This window comes from Streptomyces sp. NBC_00075 (genome assembly GCF_045041225.1).
GTDB lineage: Bacteria > Actinomycetota > Actinomycetes > Streptomycetales > Streptomycetaceae > Streptomyces > Streptomyces adonidis.
Map to the genome: position 1 here is coordinate 3,595,557 of NZ_CP108243.1, position 19,384 is coordinate 3,614,940.

The following is a 19,384-nucleotide window of genomic DNA, read 5'->3' on the forward strand; positions in this document are numbered from 1 at the left end:
ACCTTGACAGTTCCGTCGGCTGTTACCCTAGGCCGGGTCCGGGCAGCACGCAGATGGGGGTACCACCCAGGCCTTCAAGGCACTGGGGGAGTCGCGATCAAGTCCCGACACCTACGAAGTTCCCCTTAGGGGGCTCCCCTTGAAGGGGAATGATCGTCCCTCACGAGGGACCGGCCGGAGGAGGTGGGGCTGCAATGGATCGAAGTCATCCGTGCAGTAGCACCCGCTCTTCCGCCCGCTGATGTAGTTGCTCCGGCCGTTACCGCTGGGCTGTCACCTCTCGCATTCGCGTCATCGCGGAAGAGCACTTGGTTTCGTTTTGCCTGATCCATGTGATCTGAGTCAGTTCTGAATCAGTAGCGAAGCTCACCACCGCGACGGTGCGGTGCTCCCCGCTTTGTGGACGTGCCAAACATCCTCAGTCAGGACGTCCCCATTCCGGGCAGTTCCAACCGTTGACGGCGGTCTTTCGTTGCGTGTCGCGAAGGAGCCTGCCAATGTCGATGATCCACAACCTGCGTGCCGCGGTCCGCCCGTCCCGTCCCTCCCTGCGCAAGGAGAGCGGCAGCTACGACACCACCCGCGACCCCTCGACGCCCTCGGCCGTCGTCGACTGCGCCGTCTACCGCGACGGTGCCCGGGTCGACAACCCGAGCACCGCGAAGACGCCGACCCCGCACGAGGCGATGCGCAAGGTGCGCCGTGACGGCGGCTTCGTGTGGATCGGGCTGCACGAGCCGACGGAGGCCGAATTCTCCGGTATCGCCAGCGAGTTCGGGCTCCACCCGCTCGCCGTCGAGGACGCCATCCAGGCCCACCAGCGGCCCAAGCTGGAGCGGTACGACGACACGCTCTTCACCGTCTTCAAGACCATCCACTACGTCGACCACGCCGAACTCACCGCGAACAGCGAGGTCGTGGAGACCGGCGAGGTGATGTGCTTCACCGGACGGGACTTCATCATCACCGTCCGGCACGGCGGCCAGGGCTCCCTGCGCGCGCTGCGCCACCGCCTCCAGGACGACCCGGAGCTGCTCGCCAAGGGCCCTTCCGCCGTGCTGCACGCCATCGCCGACCATGTCGTCGACGGCTATGTCGCGGTCGCGGACGCCATGCAGGACGACATCGACGAGGTCGAGACGGAGGTGTTCTCGCCGGGGCGCAAGGGCACCCCGCGCGGTACCGACGCCGGCCGGATCTACCAGCTCAAGCGTGAGGTCCTGGAGTTCAAGCGGGCCGTGTCGCCGCTGCTGCGGCCCATGCAGCTGCTGAGCGAGCGCCCGATGCGGCTGATCGACCCCGACATCCAGAAGTACTTCCGCGATGTCGCCGACCACCTCGCCCGGGTCCAGGAGCAGGTGATCGGCTTCGACGAGCTGCTCAACTCGATCCTCCAGGCCAACCTCGCGCAGGCGTCCGTCGCGCAGAACGAGGACATGCGGAAGATCACGTCCTGGGCCGCGATCATCGCCGTACCGACCATGGTGTGCGGGGTCTACGGCATGAACTTCGACTACATGCCCGAGCTGCACTGGAAGTTCGGCTACCCGGTCGTCATGACGGCCATGGTGGGCATGTGTGTCGGCATCCACCGCACGCTGAAGCGCAACGGCTGGCTGTAACGGGGGCTGGTGGCGGCGGGCGTCGTCGTCGTTACGCTTCTGCCCATGACTGACACGCTGCTCGACCGGGCCCTCGTCGAGGAGGCCACGAAGAAGTCCGGCCTCGTCTGGGTCAAGGGTCCCGCCGGGCCCTCCCGCGCGTTGTGGCACGTCTGGCACGAGGGTGGGGCCGTCGTGGTCGGCGACGGGCCCGGTGAGCAGCCCTTGCCGGGGCTGGTCGACGGGGCCGAGGCGGAGGTCACCGTCCGCAGCAAGGACAAGGGCGGGCGGCTGGTCACCTGGGCGGCGACCGTTGTGGAGCTGGACCCTCAGTCCCCTGAGTGGGAGGCGGCTGTCGCCGAGCTCAAGGGGAAGCGGTTGAACGCGCCGGACGGTGAGGGGATGACTTTGCGGTGGGCGCGGGAATGCCGGGTGGTGCGGTTGGTGCCGTGCGCGGGGGGCTTGCGCCCGCTGCCTGAGGGGTCGTTGGCTGCGCCGCCGGTGCCTACGTCGGCGACCACTCGGGAGCCGATCCCTGCGGGGTTGCCGCGGCTGCTGTTCCGGAAGCGGCGGGGTCGGTAGTTCGTTCGCCTGCCGGCCGGTGGGGGCTGGTCGCGCAGTTCCCCGCGCCCCTATGGGGGGCCAAGCCCCCCCAAACCCCCCATCAGGACGACGGGAGCTGCTGCCCGTAGTCCACCGTCTCGTTCTTCTTCGGTTCCTCCAGGGCGAAGTCCTTGCCCCAGTCGCTCAAAAGGAGGGTTCCCGCGCCGCCCGCGCGGACCAGGCGCAAGGGATACGGGGAGCCCTCCAGGGAGACGTCCAGGGTGCCGCCGGAGCCCTCGTCGCCGGTGATGCGGATCGTGCGGATGCCCGACTGTTTGTGGTGGCCGTCCGTCGCGAGGCTGCCGTGGAGGGTGAGGAGGCCGTCCAGGAGGACGTCCTTGTCGGTGAAGCCGCTGAACTTCTTGTACGAGGGGTCGCCCGTCGGCACCTTCACGAACAGGCCCCCGAGCTTCTTGGCGGCTGCCACGTCCGACTCGCTGTCCTCGGCCTTGCCGGTGCTCTCGTGGGTCCAGAACTCGGCGTCCGCCTTCAGGAACAGGTGGTCCCCGACCCGCAGCAGCCGGAACGTCGACCCCTTCGAGGTGACCGAGCCGGTGCCGCCGTCGTCCTTGAGACGCATGTCCAGGGTGTAGGTCGTGCCGTTGGTCACCACGGTCCCCGAGAGCCGTACGGCGTCGGCGGACTCGGCCGCCGTACGGGTCTTCGTCTGGATGGTGTCGGCGGGCAGCTTGCCGACCCCGTTGGTGCCCTCGTCCGGGTCCGAGCTGCATCCCGTGAGTCCTGTCCCCGTCACGACCAGGGCGCACATCGCGCCCACCAGTCCGGCGCTGCGGGTACGGCCACGGGGAATCGCAGACACAGGTGGGCTGCCTCTCGTACGGGTGTCCTGAGCGGTCTGGACGGCAGCGTACCGGTGCCGTCGCGCCCCGGCGGAGCCAGTCCGTCCGGACCCCCCACCAGGGCGGAGGCGAACCGGACGGGCTAGCCTGAAGCGCATCCGAGCAGGCAATTCGGATACCCGCGGACACAGTCCGACGCGCTTCCCGCAGCGCACACCGAGACAGGAGGCACGGTATGGCGGCGGCCTCTGCCCGTGTCTTCGTCTCGCACCTCGCCGGTACGGCCGTCTTCGACCCGAACGGCGACCAGGTGGGCCGGGTGCGCGACCTCGTCGCCATGCTGCGCGTCAGCCACCGCCCGCCCCGGCTGCTCGGCCTCGTCGTCGAACTCACCACCCGGCGCCGCGTCTTCATGCCCATGACCCGCGTCACCGGCATCGAGTCAGGACAGGTCATCACCACGGGCGTACTGAACGTCCGGCGCTTCGAACAGCGCCCCACCGAACGGCTCGTCCTCGGCGAACTCCTCGACCGGCGCGTCACGCTCAACGAGACCGGTGAGGAGGTCACCGTCCTGGATGTGGCGGTACGACAGCTGCCGGCCCGCCGGGAGTGGGAGATCGAGCGGGTCTTCGTGCGGAAGAAGGGCCGCGGCGGAGCCTTCCGGCGCAACACCGGCGAGACGCTGACCGTCGACTGGTCCGCCGTCACCGGGTTCTCCCTGGAGGAGGACGGACAGGGCGCCGAGAGCCTCCTCGCCACCTTCGAGCAGCTTCGCCCCGCCGACCTCGCCAACGTCCTGCACCACCTGTCGCCGAAACGGCGCGCCGAGGTGGCCGCCGCCCTCGACGACGACCGGCTGGCCGACGTCCTGGAAGAGCTGCCCGAGGACGACCAGATCGAGATCCTCGGCAAGCTCAAGGAGGAACGCGCCGCCGACGTCCTGGAGGCGATGGACCCGGACGACGCCGCCGACCTGCTCGGCGAGCTGCCCGAGGACGACCAGGAGCGCCTGCTGAGCCTGATGCAGCCCTCCGACGCGGCCGACATGCGCCGGCTGATGGCGTACCGCGAGGACACGGCGGGCGGGCTGATGACGACCGAGCCGATCGTGCTGCGCCCCGACGCGACCGTCGCCGACGCGCTGGCGCGGATCCGCGAACCCGACCTCTCCCCCGCGCTCGCCGCCCAGGTGTACGTGTGCCGCCCGCCGGACGAGACGCCGACCGGCAAGTACCTGGGCGCCGTCCACTTCCAGCGGCTGCTGCGCGACCCCCCGTACACCCTGGTCGGCTCGCTCGTCGACGACGATCTGCAACCCCTCTCCCCGGACGCCGAACTGCCGGTCGTCGCCGGGTTCTTCGCGACGTACGACATGGTGGCGGCGCCGGTGGTCGACGAGAGCGGGTCGCTGCTGGGCGCGGTGACCGTGGACGACGTACTCGATCACATGCTGCCCGAGGACTGGCGGGAGACCGAGTTCCACCTCGACGAAGCCGTTCCCTCGGCCGGGGAGGACGGTGCCCATGACTCCTGAGCGCGAGTCCGGTACGCGCGAGCGCGCGGCCACCGGTGCCACCGCGACCGGGCGCTCCCGGGTCCGGCTCGACCAGCCGCGCGCCCCTCGTCGCCGGCTGCTGCCCGAGTACGACCCCGAGGCCTTCGGACGGCTGTCCGAGCGCATCGCGCGCTTCCTCGGGACCGGGCGGTTCATCGTCTGGATGACGGTCGTCATCATCCTGTGGGTGCTGTGGAACGTGAGCGCCCCGCGTGACCTGCGCTTCGACCACTACCCGTTCATCTTCCTGACGCTGATGCTGTCCCTCCAGGCGTCCTACGCGGCCCCGCTGATCCTGCTCGCGCAGAACCGGCAGGACGACCGTGACCGCGTCAACCTCGAACAGGACCGCAAGCAGAACGAGCGGTCGATCGCCGACACCGAGTACCTGACCCGCGAGATCGCCTCGCTGCGCGCCGGGCTCGGCGAGGTCGCGACCCGGGACTGGATCCGCTCCGAGCTTCATGACCTGGTCAAGGAGCTGGAGGAACGGTACGAGGAGCGGTACGCGGACGGGCATCCCAAGCACCGTCCCGACCGACCCGGCGTATTCCCGGCAGAACGGCCGCGGGGGCGTGACGTAGAAGACCGGTGACGGGCTTTCCGGGGGCAGTGCGCGGCGCCGTACCATCGTGGTTATGGCTACGGAAGACGCGGTGCGTGAAGCACTGGCGACGGTGAACGACCCCGAGATCCAGCGACCCATCACCGAGCTGGGGATGGTGAAGTCGGTGGTCGTCGGCGCGGACGGGGCGGTCGCGGTCGCCGTGTACCTGACGGTCTCCGGCTGCCCGATGCGCGACACGATCACGAAGAACGTGACGGAGGCGGTCTCGCGGGTCGAGGGCGTCACGCGCGTCGACGTCGAACTCGACGTCATGAGCGACAACCAGCGCAAGGAACTGGCGTCCGCCCTGCGCGGCGGCCAGGCCGAGCGCGAGGTCCCCTTCGCCAAGCCCGGCTCCCTCACACGCGTGTACGCCATCGCGTCCGGCAAGGGCGGTGTCGGCAAGTCGTCGGTCACCGTCAACCTGGCGGCGGCGATGGCGGCCGACGGCCTCAAGGTGGGCGTGGTCGACGCCGACATCTACGGCCACAGCGTGCCGCGCATGCTGGGCGTGGACGGCCTGCCGACCCAGGTCGAGAACATGATCATGCCGCCGTCCTCGCACGGCGTGAAGGTCATCTCGATCGGTATGTTCACCCCGGGCAACGCCCCGGTCGTCTGGCGCGGCCCGATGCTCCACCGGGCCCTCCAGCAGTTCCTGGCGGACGTGTACTGGGGCGACCTGGACGTCCTGCTGCTCGACCTCCCGCCGGGCACGGGCGACATCGCCATCTCCGTCGCCCAGCTGGTCCCGAACGCCGAGATCCTCGTCGTGACGACGCCTCAGCAGGCGGCGGCCGAGGTGGCCGAGCGGGCGGGCGCCATCGCCGTCCAGACCCACCAGAAGATCGTCGGCGTGGTCGAGAACATGGCCGGCCTGCCCTGCCCGCACTGCGGCGAGATGGTCGACGTCTTCGGCACGGGCGGCGGCCAGAGCGTCGCCGACGGCCTGACCAGGACCACGGGAGCCTCGGTCCCGGTCCTCGGCTCCATCCCGATCGACGTCCGCCTCCGAGAGGGCGGCGACGACGGCAAACCGGTCGTCCTGTCCGACCCGGACTCCCCGGCGGGCGCATCCCTGCGCGCGATCGCAGGCAAGCTGGGAGGCAGGCAGCGGGGTCTTTCGGGACTGTCGCTCGGGATCACTCCGAAGAACAAGTTCTAGAGGGCCGACCCAGGGGCGCGGGGAACTGCGCGACCAGCCACGACGGCGCAGCACCCGCCGCACAACCCCGGCCCCGACGACGAAGGGGCGCCGCAAACAACCGGCGCCCCCAAATCTCACGCGTACACGCCAATATCCTTGATCACGGCGAAGCCAAGACCGTACGCACTCATCCCCCGCCCGTACGCCCCCACATGCACCCCCTCCTGAGTCGACCCGGCCAGCACCCACCCGAACTCCGACTCCCGGTAGTGGAACGGCGTAGGCACCCCGTCCACCGGCAGGGACAACGTGGACCAGTCGGACCCGCCGAGATCGTCCGCGAGGACCCACGCCGTCTCCGTCTGCTGGTCGAGCCAGTCGTCCCGCAGGGTGTGGTCCATCTGCCCGGGCCAGGTGAAGGACAGCAGCCCCACCCCGGCCAGCCAGGCCGCCGACGACACCGAGGTGGCCTCCAGCAGCCCCGTCCCGTCCGCACTGCGCCGCACGGGGTTCGCGGCCACGGTGACGACCACCGCGAACCGCTCCTTGTCCTCCCCCATGGCCTCGTGCCGTACGGAGGGTTCGTCGCCGTGCCCGATCGAACCGTGCTCGACGGCACCGTCGGCCGCCGTACCCACCTGCATCAGCCAGCGCGGTCCCGTGAAGGCCTCGTCGAGGCCGTACCAAGGGAAGGGCGCCAGCAGATAGCCGTCAACCGTGCGCCGGGCGGAGGGGACCTGTTGTCCGCCCTCCGCGGCCGGCGCCTGTGCGCCCACCCGACTTGTCGTCTCCATGTACCCGGACGCCTCCTCGTTCTCGTCGGCCCGGACGGCCCGCCCCCCTTCGGGCGTACTCGTCCGGTCCCACAACAACTCGGCAGCATAGCCACCCCGCTCCGAACAGCAGGGAAAGCGCCCGGCGCGTAGGCCGCGCAGACGTCCGGATCGGGCCGTCCGAGGCCCAGTCGGAGTATGAATCACGTCACGCGCACACGGACATGTGCACGCAGGCGTACGACGATCAGGTGGCGTCCGCGTCGTAGGGCGGGCGCTCGTCCGCCTCGGGCTTCTTCGTCATGTCGACGGTGCCGCCGGAGGAACCGGACGCAGTGGTGGAGCCCGATGAAGAGGAGTCGGCGTCGCGGCCGTGCACCGCGTCCGTGACCTCCGCCATCTCCTTCTTCAGGTCGAAGCCGTTGCGGATCTCCTTGAGCCCCAGCTCGTCGTTGTCCAGCTGCTTGCGGATGAACGTCTTGGGGTTCAGGTCCTCGAACTCGAAGTCCTTGAACTCCGGGCCCAGTTCCTGGCGGATGTCCTGCTTCGCGCCCTCCGAGAACTCCCGGATCTTGCGGATGGTGCGCGTGACGTCCTGGATCATCTTCGGAAGCTTCTCCGGACCGAAGACGAGCACAGCGAGGAGCACGAGCGTCACCAGCTCGAGCGGTCCTATGTCATTGAACACCTGAAGCTCCTTGCGAGTCCTCGGTCCTCGGCCCTCGGTGGTCCGTGCGGTCTTCGCGGTCTTCCGTGGTCCGGGCCGGTTCCACGGTACCCGGCCATCCTGTCCCACCGGTACCGTCCGGGGGCCGAAGAGTGCGTGTACGCGACCGGTTTTCCGCGATGTTTGCCTAGTGGGAGGCGGTGCGGGCCCGCCACCTGTGACGTTTCTGTCAGTTGCCGGCAGACGAGCCCAGGACGAGGGAGATCGTCCGTTCCCTGCCGCCGCGCACCAGGGACAGTTCCAGCCGGTCGCCGGGGCGGTGGGCGCGGATCTTGACGATCAGTTCCTCGCCGGAGTGGACGCGCCGCCCGTCGACCTCGGTGATGATGTCGCCGGCCTCCAGGCCCGCCCGGTCGCCGGGGCCACCGGTGGTGACCGCGGGCCCGCCGTCGTTGCCCTCGGTGCCGACGCGCGCGCCGTCGCCGGAGTAGTCCATGTCGAGGGTGACGCCGATGACGGGGTGGGTGGCCTTCCCGGTGTTGATCAGTTCCTCGGCGACGCGTTTGCCCTGGTTGATGGGTATGGCGAAGCCGAGCCCGATCGACCCGGACTGTGCGCCGTCCAGCCCCGAGGCGCTGTCGGCGGAGCGGATCGCGGAGTTGATCCCGACGACCCTGGCCCGGGCGTCGAGCAGCGGCCCGCCGGAGTTGCCCGGGTTGATGGGCGCGTCGGTCTGGAGCGCGTCGACGTACGACACGTCGCTGCCGTCCCCGCTCTCGCCCCCGGCGGTGATGGGCCGTTCCTTGGCGCTGATGATGCCGGAGGTGACGGTGTTGGCGAGGTCGAAGGGGGCCCCGATGGCGACGACGGGGTCGCCCACCGCCACGTTGTCGGAGTTCCCGAGGACCACCGGCTGGAGCCCGTCGACGTCGGTCACCTTGACGACGGCGAGGTCGTATCCGCTGTCCCGTCCGACGACCTCGGCCTCGGCGGTCTCGCCGCCGCTGAAGGTCACGGTTATCGCGCCGTCGGCACCGGCGGGTTCGACGACGTGGTTGTTGGTGAGGATGTGTCCCCGGCCGTCGAGCACGAACCCGGTACCGGTGCCCTCGGCCTCGTCCCCGCGCACATGCAGCGTCACCACGCTGGGCAGCGCACGCGCGGCGATCCCGGCCACGCTGTCCGGGGCCCGCCCGACGGACTCGTCACTCGCGGCCTGCGGCAGCTGGATCCGCTCGCCGTCCCCGCCGTGCCGCTCCAGATACGACCCGACGGCGCCCCCGACGCCCCCGGAGAGCAGCGCGATCAGCACGGCCCCGACCACCAGTCCCCGCTTCCGCGCCCCGGGCCGGGCGTCGGCGGGGGCGGCCCCGTTCTGCTGGAGGGGCTGGAGGGACCGCAGGGGCGAGGCCGACCAAGGGTCGTAGCGCTGCCAGGGGTTGGGTCCGGAGCCGGTCTCGGGAGGGGCGGGAGGCGTGGCAGGAGCCTCGGGTACATCCGACACGTCTTCCGGTACGTCGGACAGCCCCGGGGGCGTCAGCGGCCCCGGTACGGCCGTGCCGTGCGCCGGGGTCATCGCGGGGTGCTGGACCGGTGGAGCGGGCGCCCAGGGGCCGGGATGGCCGTAGGGCGGGGTGCTGTAGGGATCGGGGTCGTGGAGAGGCTGAGGCGGCGGTCCGGGCGGAAGGTCCGGCTGGGCGGCGGGCGCGGCTTCAGGTACCGCAGGTACTCCGGACGCGTCCGACGCTCCAGGCACCGTCGCGGGCGGCGACAGCTCGAAGTCACCGTCACCGGCGGCCCCCGCCACAACCTCTGCGGAAGCCACACCCTCCTCGGAGGACAGCCGCACCTCGGCGGCCAAACCCCCCTCGGCGGCCGAGCCCCGCTCGGAGGTCGAATCCCGCTCGAAAGCCGAGCCCCCGTCGGCGGCCGGAACCTCCTGGCCGGAAACCGACGCCTCCTGGCCCGGCGGCGCCGACTCCCCCTGAGGCCGGTTCCACCACTTGGCCTTCGCGGGCTTCCCCTCGTTCATGCTCTCCCCACACCTGGCCCGCTGTCGTGCGGCCCGCACCTCGGATTCAACCAGGTTCGTGGGGTCAGCGGACGGTGTCCGTGGAGGAAGGGGACGGCGAGGGGGACGAGTCGGGCGCCGGTGCCATGAGCAGGCCCTGGACGGCCACCTCGGGCGCCGTGGACCACGAGGTCAGGGCGACCTGCGGGGCCTCCAGCGGGCGTATCAGCGGGGACAGCACCGCGGCGGCGGCCACGACGGGCGTGGTCAGCGGATGCATGGCCTCGCGCTCCCGGCCCCCGGAGGCCGGTGCCGGCACACCGGGCAGCAGCGGCGCGGACGCCCCTGTCGACGCCACCGGCGCCTGCCCGAACGTCCCCTGCCCGAACCCCTGCGAGAGCAGCGGGCCGACCGAGCGGCGCCGCTGGCTGTCGGGAGCCGTCGCGGCTCCCCCGCCCTGCGGACGCATCGGCGTCACATTGCTGCCCCCGGAGGCGCCCCGGGCCTCCGCGGTGTCGCCGGGAACGCCCGTCGACACCCCGCCCAGCGCGATCGCGGCCAGCGACACCGCACCGGCGGCGGCGAACGCGAACCGCAGGCTACGCGAGGACGAGCGGTCGGCGTCGTGCCGGCCGACGTCATGGATACGGAAACCCCGGCCGGGGGCGGACGGCGGGAGGACGGAGGTGTGCGGCCGGGCCGGGACGTACCCGAACCCCTCGCCTCTCACCCCGAAGACTCCCGAGCCGACTCCTGGACCCCCGGGGAACGGGGAAAGCCCGTCGGTGAACCCTCCCCCGCCCAGCGGTGAGCCGCCGGAGTCGGAATCACCTCCGCCGGGCAGGCCCTGGAGGCGGGCCAGGAAGCTCTCGGAGGGCGGTGGCGGGGCCATCTCCGCGAAGACGTTCTTCAGACGGCGCTGTGCGTCGGCCTCCGACTTGCACTTCGGACAGGTGGCCAGGTGCGCCAGGACGCGTTCACGCGTCTCATGACCGAGTTCTCCGTCCACAAGGGCGGAGAGGCGGTCTCCCAGATGCTGCTCTGCCAGACGACGCTCGGCAGAGTACGGCCGCGATCCACTCACGCGCTCGCGCCCCCTCCTCCCAGCGCGGCCACCCGTGGCACCGCGAAGCGGCGCTCGGCACGGGCCTCCGGAGAGCGGTGCGCGAGGGCCTTGCGGAGCTGGGAGCGGCCTCGGTGGATACGGGAGCGGACGGTGCCGAGCTTCACGCCGAGAGTCGCGGCGATCTCCTCGTACGACAGTCCCTCGATGTCGCACAGGACGACGGCGGCGCGGAACTCGGGCGCGAGGGTGTCCAGCGCCTGCTGGACGTCCGCGTCGAAGTGCGCGTCGTTGAAGACCTGCTGCGGGGAGGGCTCACGGCTGGGCAGACGCTCGGCCGCGTCGTCGCCGAGGGCGTCGAAACGGATGCGCTGCTTGCGGCGGACCATGTCCAGGAAGAGGTTGGTGGTGATGCGGTGCAGCCAGCCCTCGAAGGTGCCGGGCGTGTACGTCGACAGCGAGCGGAAGACGCGGACGAAGACCTCCTGTGTGAGGTCCTCGGCGTCGTGCTGGTTGCCGGTGAGGCGGTATGCCAGGCGGTAGACACGGCCGCTGTGCGTGCTGACGATCTCCTCCCACGTGGGCGGAGTCCACGCCTGCCCGTCCGCGTCGGTGGAGAAGGTCGCGGTCTGGGCTCGGTCAGCGGCGTGGCTGGGGTCAGCAGCAGTGTTGTTCACGGATTTCGGCCTGCCCGCTGATCCGAGAAGACGCCGGAGCGCTCCTCCCCGATCCACAGGCGCAGCCGCACCTCCCCTGTCGGCTCTGGTGGTGACCAGTGGAGCCCCTACCATAGCCACCTCGCCCGTTAGCTCCGGATAAGCGGTTTTACGAGAAATTGATCTGTGCTGATACGGCTCGGCAGGCCGCGTGAGCACCTGTCCCGCGCCCTCCGCATACCCTGCGTTCTCAGCCTTCTCGGTGTGCTGGTCCATCCGCTTGTCCCCCTGGTGCTCGGCCTGTCTGTCCCACCTCGTCCCGCACCCCTCTAAACGCCCGGTCCCATCTGCGGGTTCCCGGCCGCAACGGATACAGTCACGCCCAGGCAACTGCGGGGACAGGAGAGGGTCATTACCGGCAACCGGCAGACGAGCTGGGCGTTCGCCGACGCCTTTGTCGCCGAGGACGAAGCACTGCGCTGGGCCCGTGACCGGGCCCGCGAGGCAGGGCTGCGCTCGGTGGCGCCCAGCACGGGCGCCGCGCTACGGCTGCTGGCCGCCTCCGTGGACGCGAAGGCGGTGGCGGAGATCGGGACCGGGACGGGCGTCTCGGGCATGTACCTCCTACAGGGCATGCGCGCGGACGGGGTCCTGACGACGGTCGACCCCGAGCCCGAGCACCAGCAGTTCGCGCGCCAGGCCTTCCGCGCGTCCGGCTTCGCCAGCAATCGCGCCCGCTTCATCCCGGGCCGCGCCCTGGACGTGCTGCCCCGGCTCGCGGACGCCGGCTACGACCTCGTGTTCTGCGACGGCGACCGGCTGGAGAGCCTCGACTACCTAGCTGAATCGTTGCGTCTGCTCCGTACGGGTGGCCTGGTGGTCTTCGAGGGCGTCTTCGCCAACGGCAGGACGGTCGATTCGGGGCCCCAGCCCACCGAGGTCATACGGCTGCGGGAGCTGCTGCGCGCGGTGCGCGAGAGCCAGGAGCTGGTGTCGTCCCTGCTGCCCGTGGGCGACGGTCTGCTGTGCGCGGTCAAGCGCTGAGAGCGGATTCCAGGTCGGCGGCCGGACAAAACAGTGCCCCGGCACCGTGTGTTCACGGTGCCGGGGCAGCTGAAAGGGTATGGACGCGTCCGCGCGTCAGCCGACGACCTTCTTGAGGGCATCGCCCAGCGCGTCGGCCTCGTCAGGGGTCAGCTCGACGACGAGTCGACCGCCGCCTTCGAGCGGAACGCGCATGACGATGCCCCGCCCCTCCTTTGTCACCTCGAGCGGGCCATCGCCCGTCCGCGGCTTCATGGCCGCCATGCTCGTTCCCCTTCCTGAAACCAGCTCATCGTCGCCGACGGCCCCTTAGGAGGGCACGCCCATCCCCTCATGGGACGAACGTCACCGGCATCGAACACATTGCTTCCAAGCCATTATCCCGCATCTCAGGACCCTATGACCAACATCAGTCGGCATCGCTTGGGCAACGCGCGCGATCAAAACCACTCAATTCGCCGATGTGGCTGCGATACTTCGCCGCCGCGCGGACCCGTGCCGACGCCGGACGGACGGGAATTCTTTGACGCAGGTCACATGACCGGCCCTCTCCTGGGACCGCGATCTCCGCCATGCTGTCCTGCGACGACCGAGCCGCGACACCCACCGGAGGGGACCCCCATGGCCGACACCGTGCTCTACGAGGTGCACGAGGGACTGGCGACGATCACGCTGAACCGCCCCGAGGCGATGAACGCGCTGAGCATCGCGACCAAGGTCGCGCTCCGGGAGGCGGTCCAGGCGGCGGCCACGGACGGCGCCGTACGGGCGGTGCTGCTGACCGCCGCCGGGGACCGGGCGTTCTGTGTGGGCCAGGACCTCAAGGAGCACATCGGGCTTCTGGCGGCCGATCGCGAGGCCGGCACGGGTCAGACCATGACGACGGTCCGCGAGCACTACAACCCCATCGTGCGGGCTCTGACGGGCATGCCCAAGCCGGTGGTGGCGGGCGTGAACGGCGTCGCGGCCGGGGCCGGCTTCGGTTTCGCGCTCGCCGCCGACTACCGGGTCGTCGCGGACACGGCGGCCTTCAACACGTCGTTCGCGGGCGTGGCGCTGACCGCCGACTCGGGTGTCTCCTGGACGCTCCCGCGCGTGGTCGGCCCCGGGCGCGCCGCGGACCTGCTCCTGTTCCCGCGCAGCATCAAGGCGCAGGAGGCGTACGAGCTGGGCATCGCGAACCGGGTCGTCCCCTCGGCGGACCTTCGCGCCGAGGCCGAGAAGACGGCACGGGCCCTGGCCGACGGCCCGACAGTGGCGTACGCGGCCCTCAAGGAGGCCGTGGCCTACGGCTTCTCCCACTCCCTGGAGGAGACCCTGGAGAAGGAGGACGAACTCCAGGCACGCGCGGGCGCGTCGGAGGACCACGCGATCGCGGTACAGGCGTTCGTCAACAAGGAGAAGCCGAAGTATTTGGGGCGGTGAGTTCTCTCTTTTGGGGTGGGGAGCGCCGTTGAGAGCTGCGGGTCCGGTGGGGGCTGGTCGCGCAGTTCCCCGCGCCCCTTCAGGGCGCGCTTCTCGCTACGCACGTTTCCAAGTGGTCGTCGACAAGGCCGCACGCCTGCATCAGGGCGTACGCCGTTGTCGGACCTACGAAACGCAGCCCGCGCTTCTTCAGGGCCTTCGACAGGGTGGTCGACTCGTCGGTGACCGCGGGGACGTCGGCGAGGGTCTTGGGGACCGGGCGGGTGGCCGGGTCCGGGGCGTGGGACCAGATCAGCTCGTCCAGTTCCCCGGGGGCCCAGTCCGCGAGCACGCGCGCGTTGGCGATCGTCGCGTCGATCTTCGCGCGGTTGCGGATGATGCCGGCGTCGGCGAGAAGCCGTTCGCGGTCGGCGTCCGTGAAGGCCGCGACGGAGGCGATCCTGAAGCCGGCGAAGGCGGTACGGAAGCCCGGCCGGCGGCGCAGGATGGTGATCCAGGAGAGGCCGGACTGGAAGGCCTCCAGCGAAAGCCGTTCGAAGAGGGCCTCGTCGCCGTGGACCGGGCGCCCCCACTCCTCGTCGTGGTACGCGACGTAGTCCTCCGTGGACAGCGCCCAGGGGCAGCGCAGAGCGCCGTCGGGCCCGGCGAGGGCCTCGCCGGGCCCGGCGCTCACTGCTCGCTCCCCTGGGCCGGCTTGTCCATGGCGACCCGCGACGCGGCCTGGGCGCCGGACAGCGCGGACTCCAGGTCGGCGATACGGGCGTCCCGCTCGGCGAGTTCGGCACCGAGACGGGTGAGCGCGTCGTCGACGTCCGACATGCGGTAGCCACGGGCGGCGACCGGGAAGCGGAGGGACTCGACGTCGCCGCGGTCGACCGGGCGGTCGAGCGGCAGCGGGTCCTCGAGCCGCTCGGGCGCGGCCTCCGGCAGGACGGCGTTCTCGCCGCCGCCCACCACGGCCAGCGTCACCGCGGCGACCACGACGGCGAGCGCGACGACCAGGAACAAGAACATCAACATCGCTGGTTCCCCATGGATTTCGGATGGATCGGAAGAAGCAGGTGCATCGGGCGGACCGGGTGGATCTGGTGGATCGGATCGATGGGCGGTGCCTCAGCCCAATGCGGCAGGGTCCGATCGTGCCATGCGAGTCTGGCAGTCATGGCCGCAGGCGGCCGAATACCGGGAACGTACTAGGAGAGGTCACAGGCGATGCTCAGACTGGGCAGGCGTGAATTCGGCGCGTACGAGCCGGTGATCATGGCGATCGTGAACCGGACCCCGGACTCCTTCTACGACCAGGGAGCCACCTTCCGCGACGAGCCCGCGCTCACGCGCGTGGAGCAGGCGGTGTCAGAGGGTGCTGCCATCATCGACATCGGCGGGGTGAAGGCGGGACCCGGCGAGGAGGTGACGGCGGAGGAGGAGGCGCGGCGGACCGTCGGCTTCGTGGCGGAGGTGCGGCGCCGGTTCCCCGACGTGGTCATCAGCGTGGACACCTGGCGGGCGGACGTGGGCGAGGCCGTGTGCGAGGCGGGGGCCGATGTGCTGAACGACGCGTGGGGCGGCGTCGATCCGCGGCTCGCGGAGGTCGCGGGGCGGTACGGGGTGGGGCTGGTGTGCACGCACGCGGGCGGTGCGGAGCCTCGGACTCGTCCGCATCGGGTGGAGTACGGGGATGTCATGGCCGACATCCTCCGGGTGACCGTCGGGCTGGCCGAGCGGGCCGTGTCGCTGGGGGTGCCTCGGGAGTCGGTGATGATCGATCCGGGGCATGACTTCGGGAAGAACACGCGGCACAGTCTGGAGGCGACTCGGCGGCTGGGGGAGATGGTGGAGACGGGGTGGCCTGTGCTGGTGTCGCTGTCCAACAAGGACTTCGTGGGCGAGACGTTGGACCGGCCGGTGAAGGAACGGCTGGTGGGGACGTTGGCGACGACGGCGGTGTCGATGTGGCTGGGGGCGCGGGTGTACCGCGTCCACGAGGTCGCGGAGACCCGCCAGATCCTGGACATGGTGACGTCGATCGCGGGCCACCGTCCGCCGACGGTGGCGCGGAGGGGGTTGGCGTAGGGCTTTTCCTCGCCCCCGCCGCCCCGAACCCCCGCTGTCGGCCCTGAACGGGCCTTGTCCTCAAACTCCCCCAGAGGGGGGACCCCCAACGGGCTGAGTCAGTCAGCCCGTCCGGCGTTTGAGGACAAAGGGGGGTCTGGGGGCGCAGCCCTCAGGGATGGGACGGGTAGGGGCGGCGGGGGCGAAGGAACTACCGCCCCGCCTCCTTGGACACCAACGCCACCGCCTCGTCCACGTCGTCCGTGACGTGGAACAGCATCAGGTCCTTCTCCGAGGCCTTGCCCTGGGCGATCAGGGTGTTCGTGAGCCAGTCGATCAGGCCGCCCCAGTACTCGCTCCCGAACAGCACGATCGGGAAGCGTGTCACCTTCTGCGTCTGGACCAGGGTCAGTGCCTCGAAGAGTTCGTCCAGGGTGCCGAGACCCCCGGGCAGGACCACGAAGCCCTGTGCGTACTTCACGAACATCATCTTGCGGACGAAGAAGTAGCGGAAGTTGAGGCCGATGTCGACGTAGGGGTTGAGCCCCTGCTCGAAGGGCAGCTCGATGCCCAGCCCCACCGAGACGCCCTTCGCCTCGCACGCCCCCTTGTTCGCCGCCTCCATCGCCCCGGGCCCACCACCCGTGATCACCGCGAACCCGGCCTCCACCAGACCCCGGCCGAGGCGGACCCCCGCCTCGTACTCCGGCGAGTCCACCTTCGTACGCGCCGAGCCGAACACGCTGATGGCGGGCGGGAGTTCGGCGAGCGTGCCGAAGCCCTCGATGAACTCCGACTGGATGCGCAGCACCCGCCAGGGGTCCGTGTGGACCCAGTCGGAGGGACCGCCCGCGTCGAGGAGACGCTGGTCGGTGGTGCTCGCCTGGACCTGCCCGCGCCTGCGCAGCACCGGTCCGAGCCGCTGCTCCTCCGGTGGCTGCTTGCTGCCCTCGGGGTTGCCGGTAGCCATGGCCGCTCCCTTCCTCCGCTTGCTGTGGTTCCACCTCAGCGTAGATCTCCGCCGGTTACGGACGGGGGACGTAAGCATGTCCGCCATGAAGCGCCGCCCCGGCCACCTGCCCGTACCCCTGCCGGGTCAGGACGTCAGCCAGGCCCGCAGCCGTTCCTCGCCCGCCAGGATCTTTCCGGTTTCCACCCGTTCGTCCCGCTTGTGTGCCAAGTGCGGGTTCCCCGGGCCGTAGTTGACGGCCGGGATGCCGAGCGCGCTGAAGCGCGACACGTCCGTCCAGCCGTACTTGGGCTGCGGGGTGCCTCCCACCGCCTCGATGAAGGCCGCCGCGGCCGGGTGGGAGAGGCCCGGCAGGGCAGCGCCGCTGTGGTCGTCCACCACGAACTCCGTCACCCCGCAGTCCGCGAAGACCTCCCGCACGTGCGCCAGCGCCTCCTCCTCCGAACGGTCCGGCGCATAACGGAAGTTGACCGTCACCACGCACTCGTCGGGGATGACGTTGCCCGCCACCCCGCCCCCGATCCGGACCGCGTTGAGCCCCTCCCGGTACTCCAGGCCGTCGATCACCGGGTAACGCGGCTTGTACGAGGCCAGCTTGGCCAGGATCGGGGCCGCCGCGTGGATCGCGTTGGAGCCCATCCAGCTGCGCGCCGAGTGGGCCCGCTCGCCCGCCGTCTTCAGCAGCACCCTGAGCGTGCCCTGGCAACCGCCCTCCACCTGGCCGTCGGACGGTTCGAGGAGCACCGCGAAGTCGCCCTCCAGCCACTCCGGGTGCGCCTCGGCGACATGCTTGAGGCCGTTCAGCTCGGCCGCGACCTCTTCCTGGTCGTAGAAGACGAACGTCAGGTCCCGGTTCGGTTCCGGGACGGTGGCCGCGATCCGCAGCTGCACCGCGACCCCCGACTTCATGTCACACGTCCCGCAGCCCCACAGAACGCCGTCCTCGTCGAGCCGCGAGGGGACGTTGTCGGCGATCGGGACCGTGTCGATGTGGCCGGCCAGGATCACGCGTTCCGCGCGGCCCAGGTTCGTCCGGGCGACGACGTTGTTGCCGTACCGCTCGACCGTGAGGTGCGGCAGGGCGCGCAGAGCCGTCTCGATCGCGTCCGCGAGGGGCTTCTCGCTGCCGCTCTCCGAGGGGAAGTCGACGAGCCACGCGGTCAGGCGAGCGGCGTCCAGCGTGAGGTCAAGCGGTGTATCGGCCATGCCGACGACCCTAACGCGCCGCCCGGTCACGCCACCGCACAGCACGGGAACAGCACCGGCACAGCACGGGCAGAGCCCCACACCGCCCCCACACCACCCCCTCACCCCCTTCCGACCTCCCTCCTCACCGAACACGGAAACCGCGGACCCTACTCTCCAGTACCTTGTACGGATGCCGGAGCCGTCCCCCAACCGCAAGCGTCGTGGCCGCCTCCTCCGTCGTGGGGCGTCCTTCCTGGTCCTGCTGGCCGTCGCGGGCTATCTCGCGGTGCAGTACGTCACCGGCGGGACCGGCGATCCGGCCTGCGAGGTCGTCTCGGCCGACGGCGACGGAACCGCGTACGAGTTCACCCCGGAGCAGGCGGTCAACGCGGCGACGATCACCGCGGTCGGCACCGCGCGCGGGCTGCCCGAACGGGCCGTGGCCATCGCGCTGGCGACCTCCCTCCAGGAGTCGGGCCTGCGCAACATCACCCACGGCGACCGGGATTCACTGGGCCTGTTCCAGCAACGCCCCTCGCAGGGCTGGGGCACCGAGAAGGAGATCCTGGACCCGACCTACTCGGCGGGCGAGTTCTACGAGCATCTCGTCAAGGTCTCCGGCTATGAACGCCTCCCGCTCACCGTGGCCGCGCAGCGCGTGCAGCGCAGCGGCTACCCGGAGGCGTACGCGAAGCACGAGCCGGACGCCACGCTGCTGGCGGCGGCCCTGACCGGCCGCGCGGCGGCCACCCTGACCTGCCAGGGCCGCCTGGACACCACCCCGACCGGCGGCCCGGACGCCGTACGGGCGGCGCTCGTACGGGACTTCGGCCGCGATGTGCTCACCGTGGCCGCCGCGGAGGTGGGCCGCAAGACCGCCGCCACCCCCACGCCCTCGCCCACCGCCTCCACCACCGTGACGCTTCCGGTGCCCTCGGACACCGACACGGCCGCCGGGACGACGGTCCAGCAGCGCGGCTGGCAGCTGGCGCACTGGGCGGTGGCCAACTCCTCGGCGCTGCACATCGAGAACGTCACGTACGCGGGCCGCCGCTGGACGGCGGGCAACACCGACAGCGAGTGGCGTCCGGTCGGCACGGAGACGGAGAAGGACACGGAGAAGGACACGAAGGCGGTCCTGATCGTCACCGCGCGGTAGTACGGGCAGGAGTGCGGGGAGTCCCTCGTACGGGTTACTCCTGGCGGGTCCCGGCAGGAG

Annotated in this window: 20 protein-coding genes; 9 read left to right on the forward strand and 11 right to left on the reverse strand. The window is 70.7% G+C overall.

Annotation, left to right across the window (positions count from 1 at the left end; genetic code table 11):
- Positions 1–497 precede the first annotated feature (497 nt).
- Positions 498–1,622 (forward strand): magnesium and cobalt transport protein CorA, encoded by a 1,125-nt coding sequence (locus OG787_RS15330; protein WP_369034894.1) that lies wholly within the window; start codon positions 498–500, stop codon positions 1,620–1,622.
- Positions 1,623–1,667: 45 nt separating this feature from the next.
- A complete protein-coding gene (locus OG787_RS15335) occupies positions 1,668–2,183 on the forward strand; it encodes a hypothetical protein (RefSeq protein WP_405535503.1) in 516 nt (171 codons plus the stop codon).
- Between the two features lie 82 nt (positions 2,184–2,265).
- Here the strand turns inward: OG787_RS15335 and OG787_RS15340 are convergent, their stop codons facing one another.
- On the reverse strand, positions 2,266–2,973 hold the full coding sequence (locus OG787_RS15340) for a hypothetical protein (protein WP_405540494.1): 708 nt from the start codon (positions 2,971–2,973) through the stop codon (positions 2,266–2,268).
- A 266-nt stretch (positions 2,974–3,239) separates the two neighbouring features.
- Between OG787_RS15340 and OG787_RS15345 the strand changes: the two genes are divergently transcribed.
- The 3 genes from OG787_RS15345 to OG787_RS15355 are packed head-to-tail and all read left to right on the forward strand — an operon-like array spanning position 3,240 to position 6,334.
- A complete protein-coding gene (locus OG787_RS15345; protein ID WP_369034897.1) occupies positions 3,240–4,541 on the forward strand; it encodes a magnesium transporter MgtE N-terminal domain-containing protein in 1,302 nt (433 codons plus the stop codon).
- Entirely contained in the window at positions 4,531–5,157 is a 627-nt protein-coding gene (locus tag OG787_RS15350) for a DUF1003 domain-containing protein (protein ID WP_369034898.1), read from the forward strand. The genes OG787_RS15345 and OG787_RS15350 overlap by 11 nt, the downstream gene beginning before the upstream one ends.
- Positions 5,158–5,200: 43 nt before the next feature.
- Complete coding sequence (locus OG787_RS15355; RefSeq protein ID WP_369034899.1) at positions 5,201–6,334, forward strand: Mrp/NBP35 family ATP-binding protein; 1,134 nt, start codon at positions 5,201–5,203, stop codon at positions 6,332–6,334.
- A gap of 116 nt (positions 6,335–6,450) precedes the next feature.
- On the opposite strand, the gene OG787_RS15360 is transcribed toward OG787_RS15355, so the two are convergent.
- The 5 genes from OG787_RS15360 to sigE all read right to left on the reverse strand — a co-directional run bounded on the left by OG787_RS15360 (position 6,451) and on the right by sigE (position 11,621).
- Positions 6,451–7,110: a hypothetical protein gene (locus OG787_RS15360; protein ID WP_235475020.1), complete on the reverse strand. Its 660-nt coding sequence runs from the start codon at positions 7,108–7,110 to the stop codon at positions 6,451–6,453.
- Positions 7,111–7,336: 226 nt separating this feature from the next.
- Complete coding sequence (locus OG787_RS15365; protein WP_235475021.1) at positions 7,337–7,777, reverse strand: sec-independent translocase; 441 nt, start codon at positions 7,775–7,777, stop codon at positions 7,337–7,339.
- 208 nt (positions 7,778–7,985) lie between these two features.
- Entirely contained in the window at positions 7,986–9,788 is a 1,803-nt protein-coding gene (locus OG787_RS15370) for a trypsin-like peptidase domain-containing protein (RefSeq protein WP_405535504.1), read from the reverse strand.
- Between the two features lie 64 nt (positions 9,789–9,852).
- Positions 9,853–10,851 carry an anti-sigma factor gene (locus tag OG787_RS15375; protein WP_369034901.1) on the reverse strand — a complete coding sequence of 333 codons (999 nt, stop codon included), beginning with the start codon at positions 10,849–10,851 and terminating at the stop codon, positions 9,853–9,855.
- Complete coding sequence (gene sigE / locus OG787_RS15380; RefSeq protein ID WP_235475024.1) at positions 10,848–11,621, reverse strand: RNA polymerase sigma factor SigE; 774 nt, start codon at positions 11,619–11,621, stop codon at positions 10,848–10,850. Before sigE ends, OG787_RS15375 begins: the two co-directional genes overlap by 4 nt.
- 210 nt (positions 11,622–11,831) lie before the next feature.
- Between sigE and OG787_RS15385 the strand changes: the two genes are divergently transcribed.
- Positions 11,832–12,530 carry an O-methyltransferase gene (locus OG787_RS15385; RefSeq protein WP_369034947.1) on the forward strand — a complete coding sequence of 233 codons (699 nt, stop codon included), beginning with the start codon at positions 11,832–11,834 and terminating at the stop codon, positions 12,528–12,530.
- A 96-nt stretch (positions 12,531–12,626) separates the two neighbouring features.
- On the opposite strand, the gene OG787_RS15390 is transcribed toward OG787_RS15385, so the two are convergent.
- The gene (locus tag OG787_RS15390) at positions 12,627–12,794 is read right to left on the reverse strand and encodes a DUF3117 domain-containing protein (RefSeq protein WP_003966491.1); all 168 of its coding nucleotides are present in this window, start codon (positions 12,792–12,794) and stop codon (positions 12,627–12,629) included.
- Positions 12,795–13,151: 357 nt separating this feature from the next.
- Here OG787_RS15390 and OG787_RS15395 point away from each other — a divergent pair, with 357 nt between their 5' ends.
- Positions 13,152–13,955 carry an enoyl-CoA hydratase/isomerase family protein gene (locus tag OG787_RS15395; protein ID WP_369034902.1) on the forward strand — a complete coding sequence of 268 codons (804 nt, stop codon included), beginning with the start codon at positions 13,152–13,154 and terminating at the stop codon, positions 13,953–13,955.
- 79 nt (positions 13,956–14,034) lie between these two features.
- Here the strand turns inward: OG787_RS15395 and OG787_RS15400 are convergent, their stop codons facing one another.
- Together OG787_RS15400 and OG787_RS15405 are read right to left on the reverse strand one after the other, a co-directional pair.
- Positions 14,035–14,628: a DNA-3-methyladenine glycosylase I gene (locus OG787_RS15400; protein ID WP_369034903.1), complete on the reverse strand. Its 594-nt coding sequence runs from the start codon at positions 14,626–14,628 to the stop codon at positions 14,035–14,037.
- Positions 14,625–14,975 carry a DivIVA domain-containing protein gene (locus OG787_RS15405; RefSeq protein ID WP_369034904.1) on the reverse strand — a complete coding sequence of 117 codons (351 nt, stop codon included), beginning with the start codon at positions 14,973–14,975 and terminating at the stop codon, positions 14,625–14,627. The genes OG787_RS15400 and OG787_RS15405 overlap by 4 nt, the downstream gene beginning before the upstream one ends.
- A 192-nt stretch (positions 14,976–15,167) precedes the next feature.
- On the opposite strand from OG787_RS15405, the gene folP reads away from it, so the two are divergent.
- The gene (gene folP / locus OG787_RS15410; RefSeq protein ID WP_369034905.1) at positions 15,168–16,028 is read left to right on the forward strand and encodes a dihydropteroate synthase; all 861 of its coding nucleotides are present in this window, start codon (positions 15,168–15,170) and stop codon (positions 16,026–16,028) included.
- A 190-nt stretch (positions 16,029–16,218) separates the two neighbouring features.
- Here folP and OG787_RS15415 read toward each other — a convergent pair whose 3' ends face one another.
- Complete coding sequence (locus OG787_RS15415) at positions 16,219–16,977, reverse strand: TIGR00730 family Rossman fold protein (protein WP_235475028.1); 759 nt, start codon at positions 16,975–16,977, stop codon at positions 16,219–16,221.
- Between the two features lie 126 nt (positions 16,978–17,103).
- A complete protein-coding gene (dapE, locus tag OG787_RS15420) occupies positions 17,104–18,183 on the reverse strand; it encodes a succinyl-diaminopimelate desuccinylase (protein WP_369034906.1) in 1,080 nt (359 codons plus the stop codon).
- 172 nt (positions 18,184–18,355) lie between these two features.
- On the opposite strand from dapE, the gene OG787_RS15425 reads away from it, so the two are divergent.
- A complete protein-coding gene (locus OG787_RS15425; protein ID WP_369034907.1) occupies positions 18,356–19,324 on the forward strand; it encodes a heavy metal transporter in 969 nt (322 codons plus the stop codon).
- Positions 19,325–19,384: the final 60 nt, after the last annotated feature.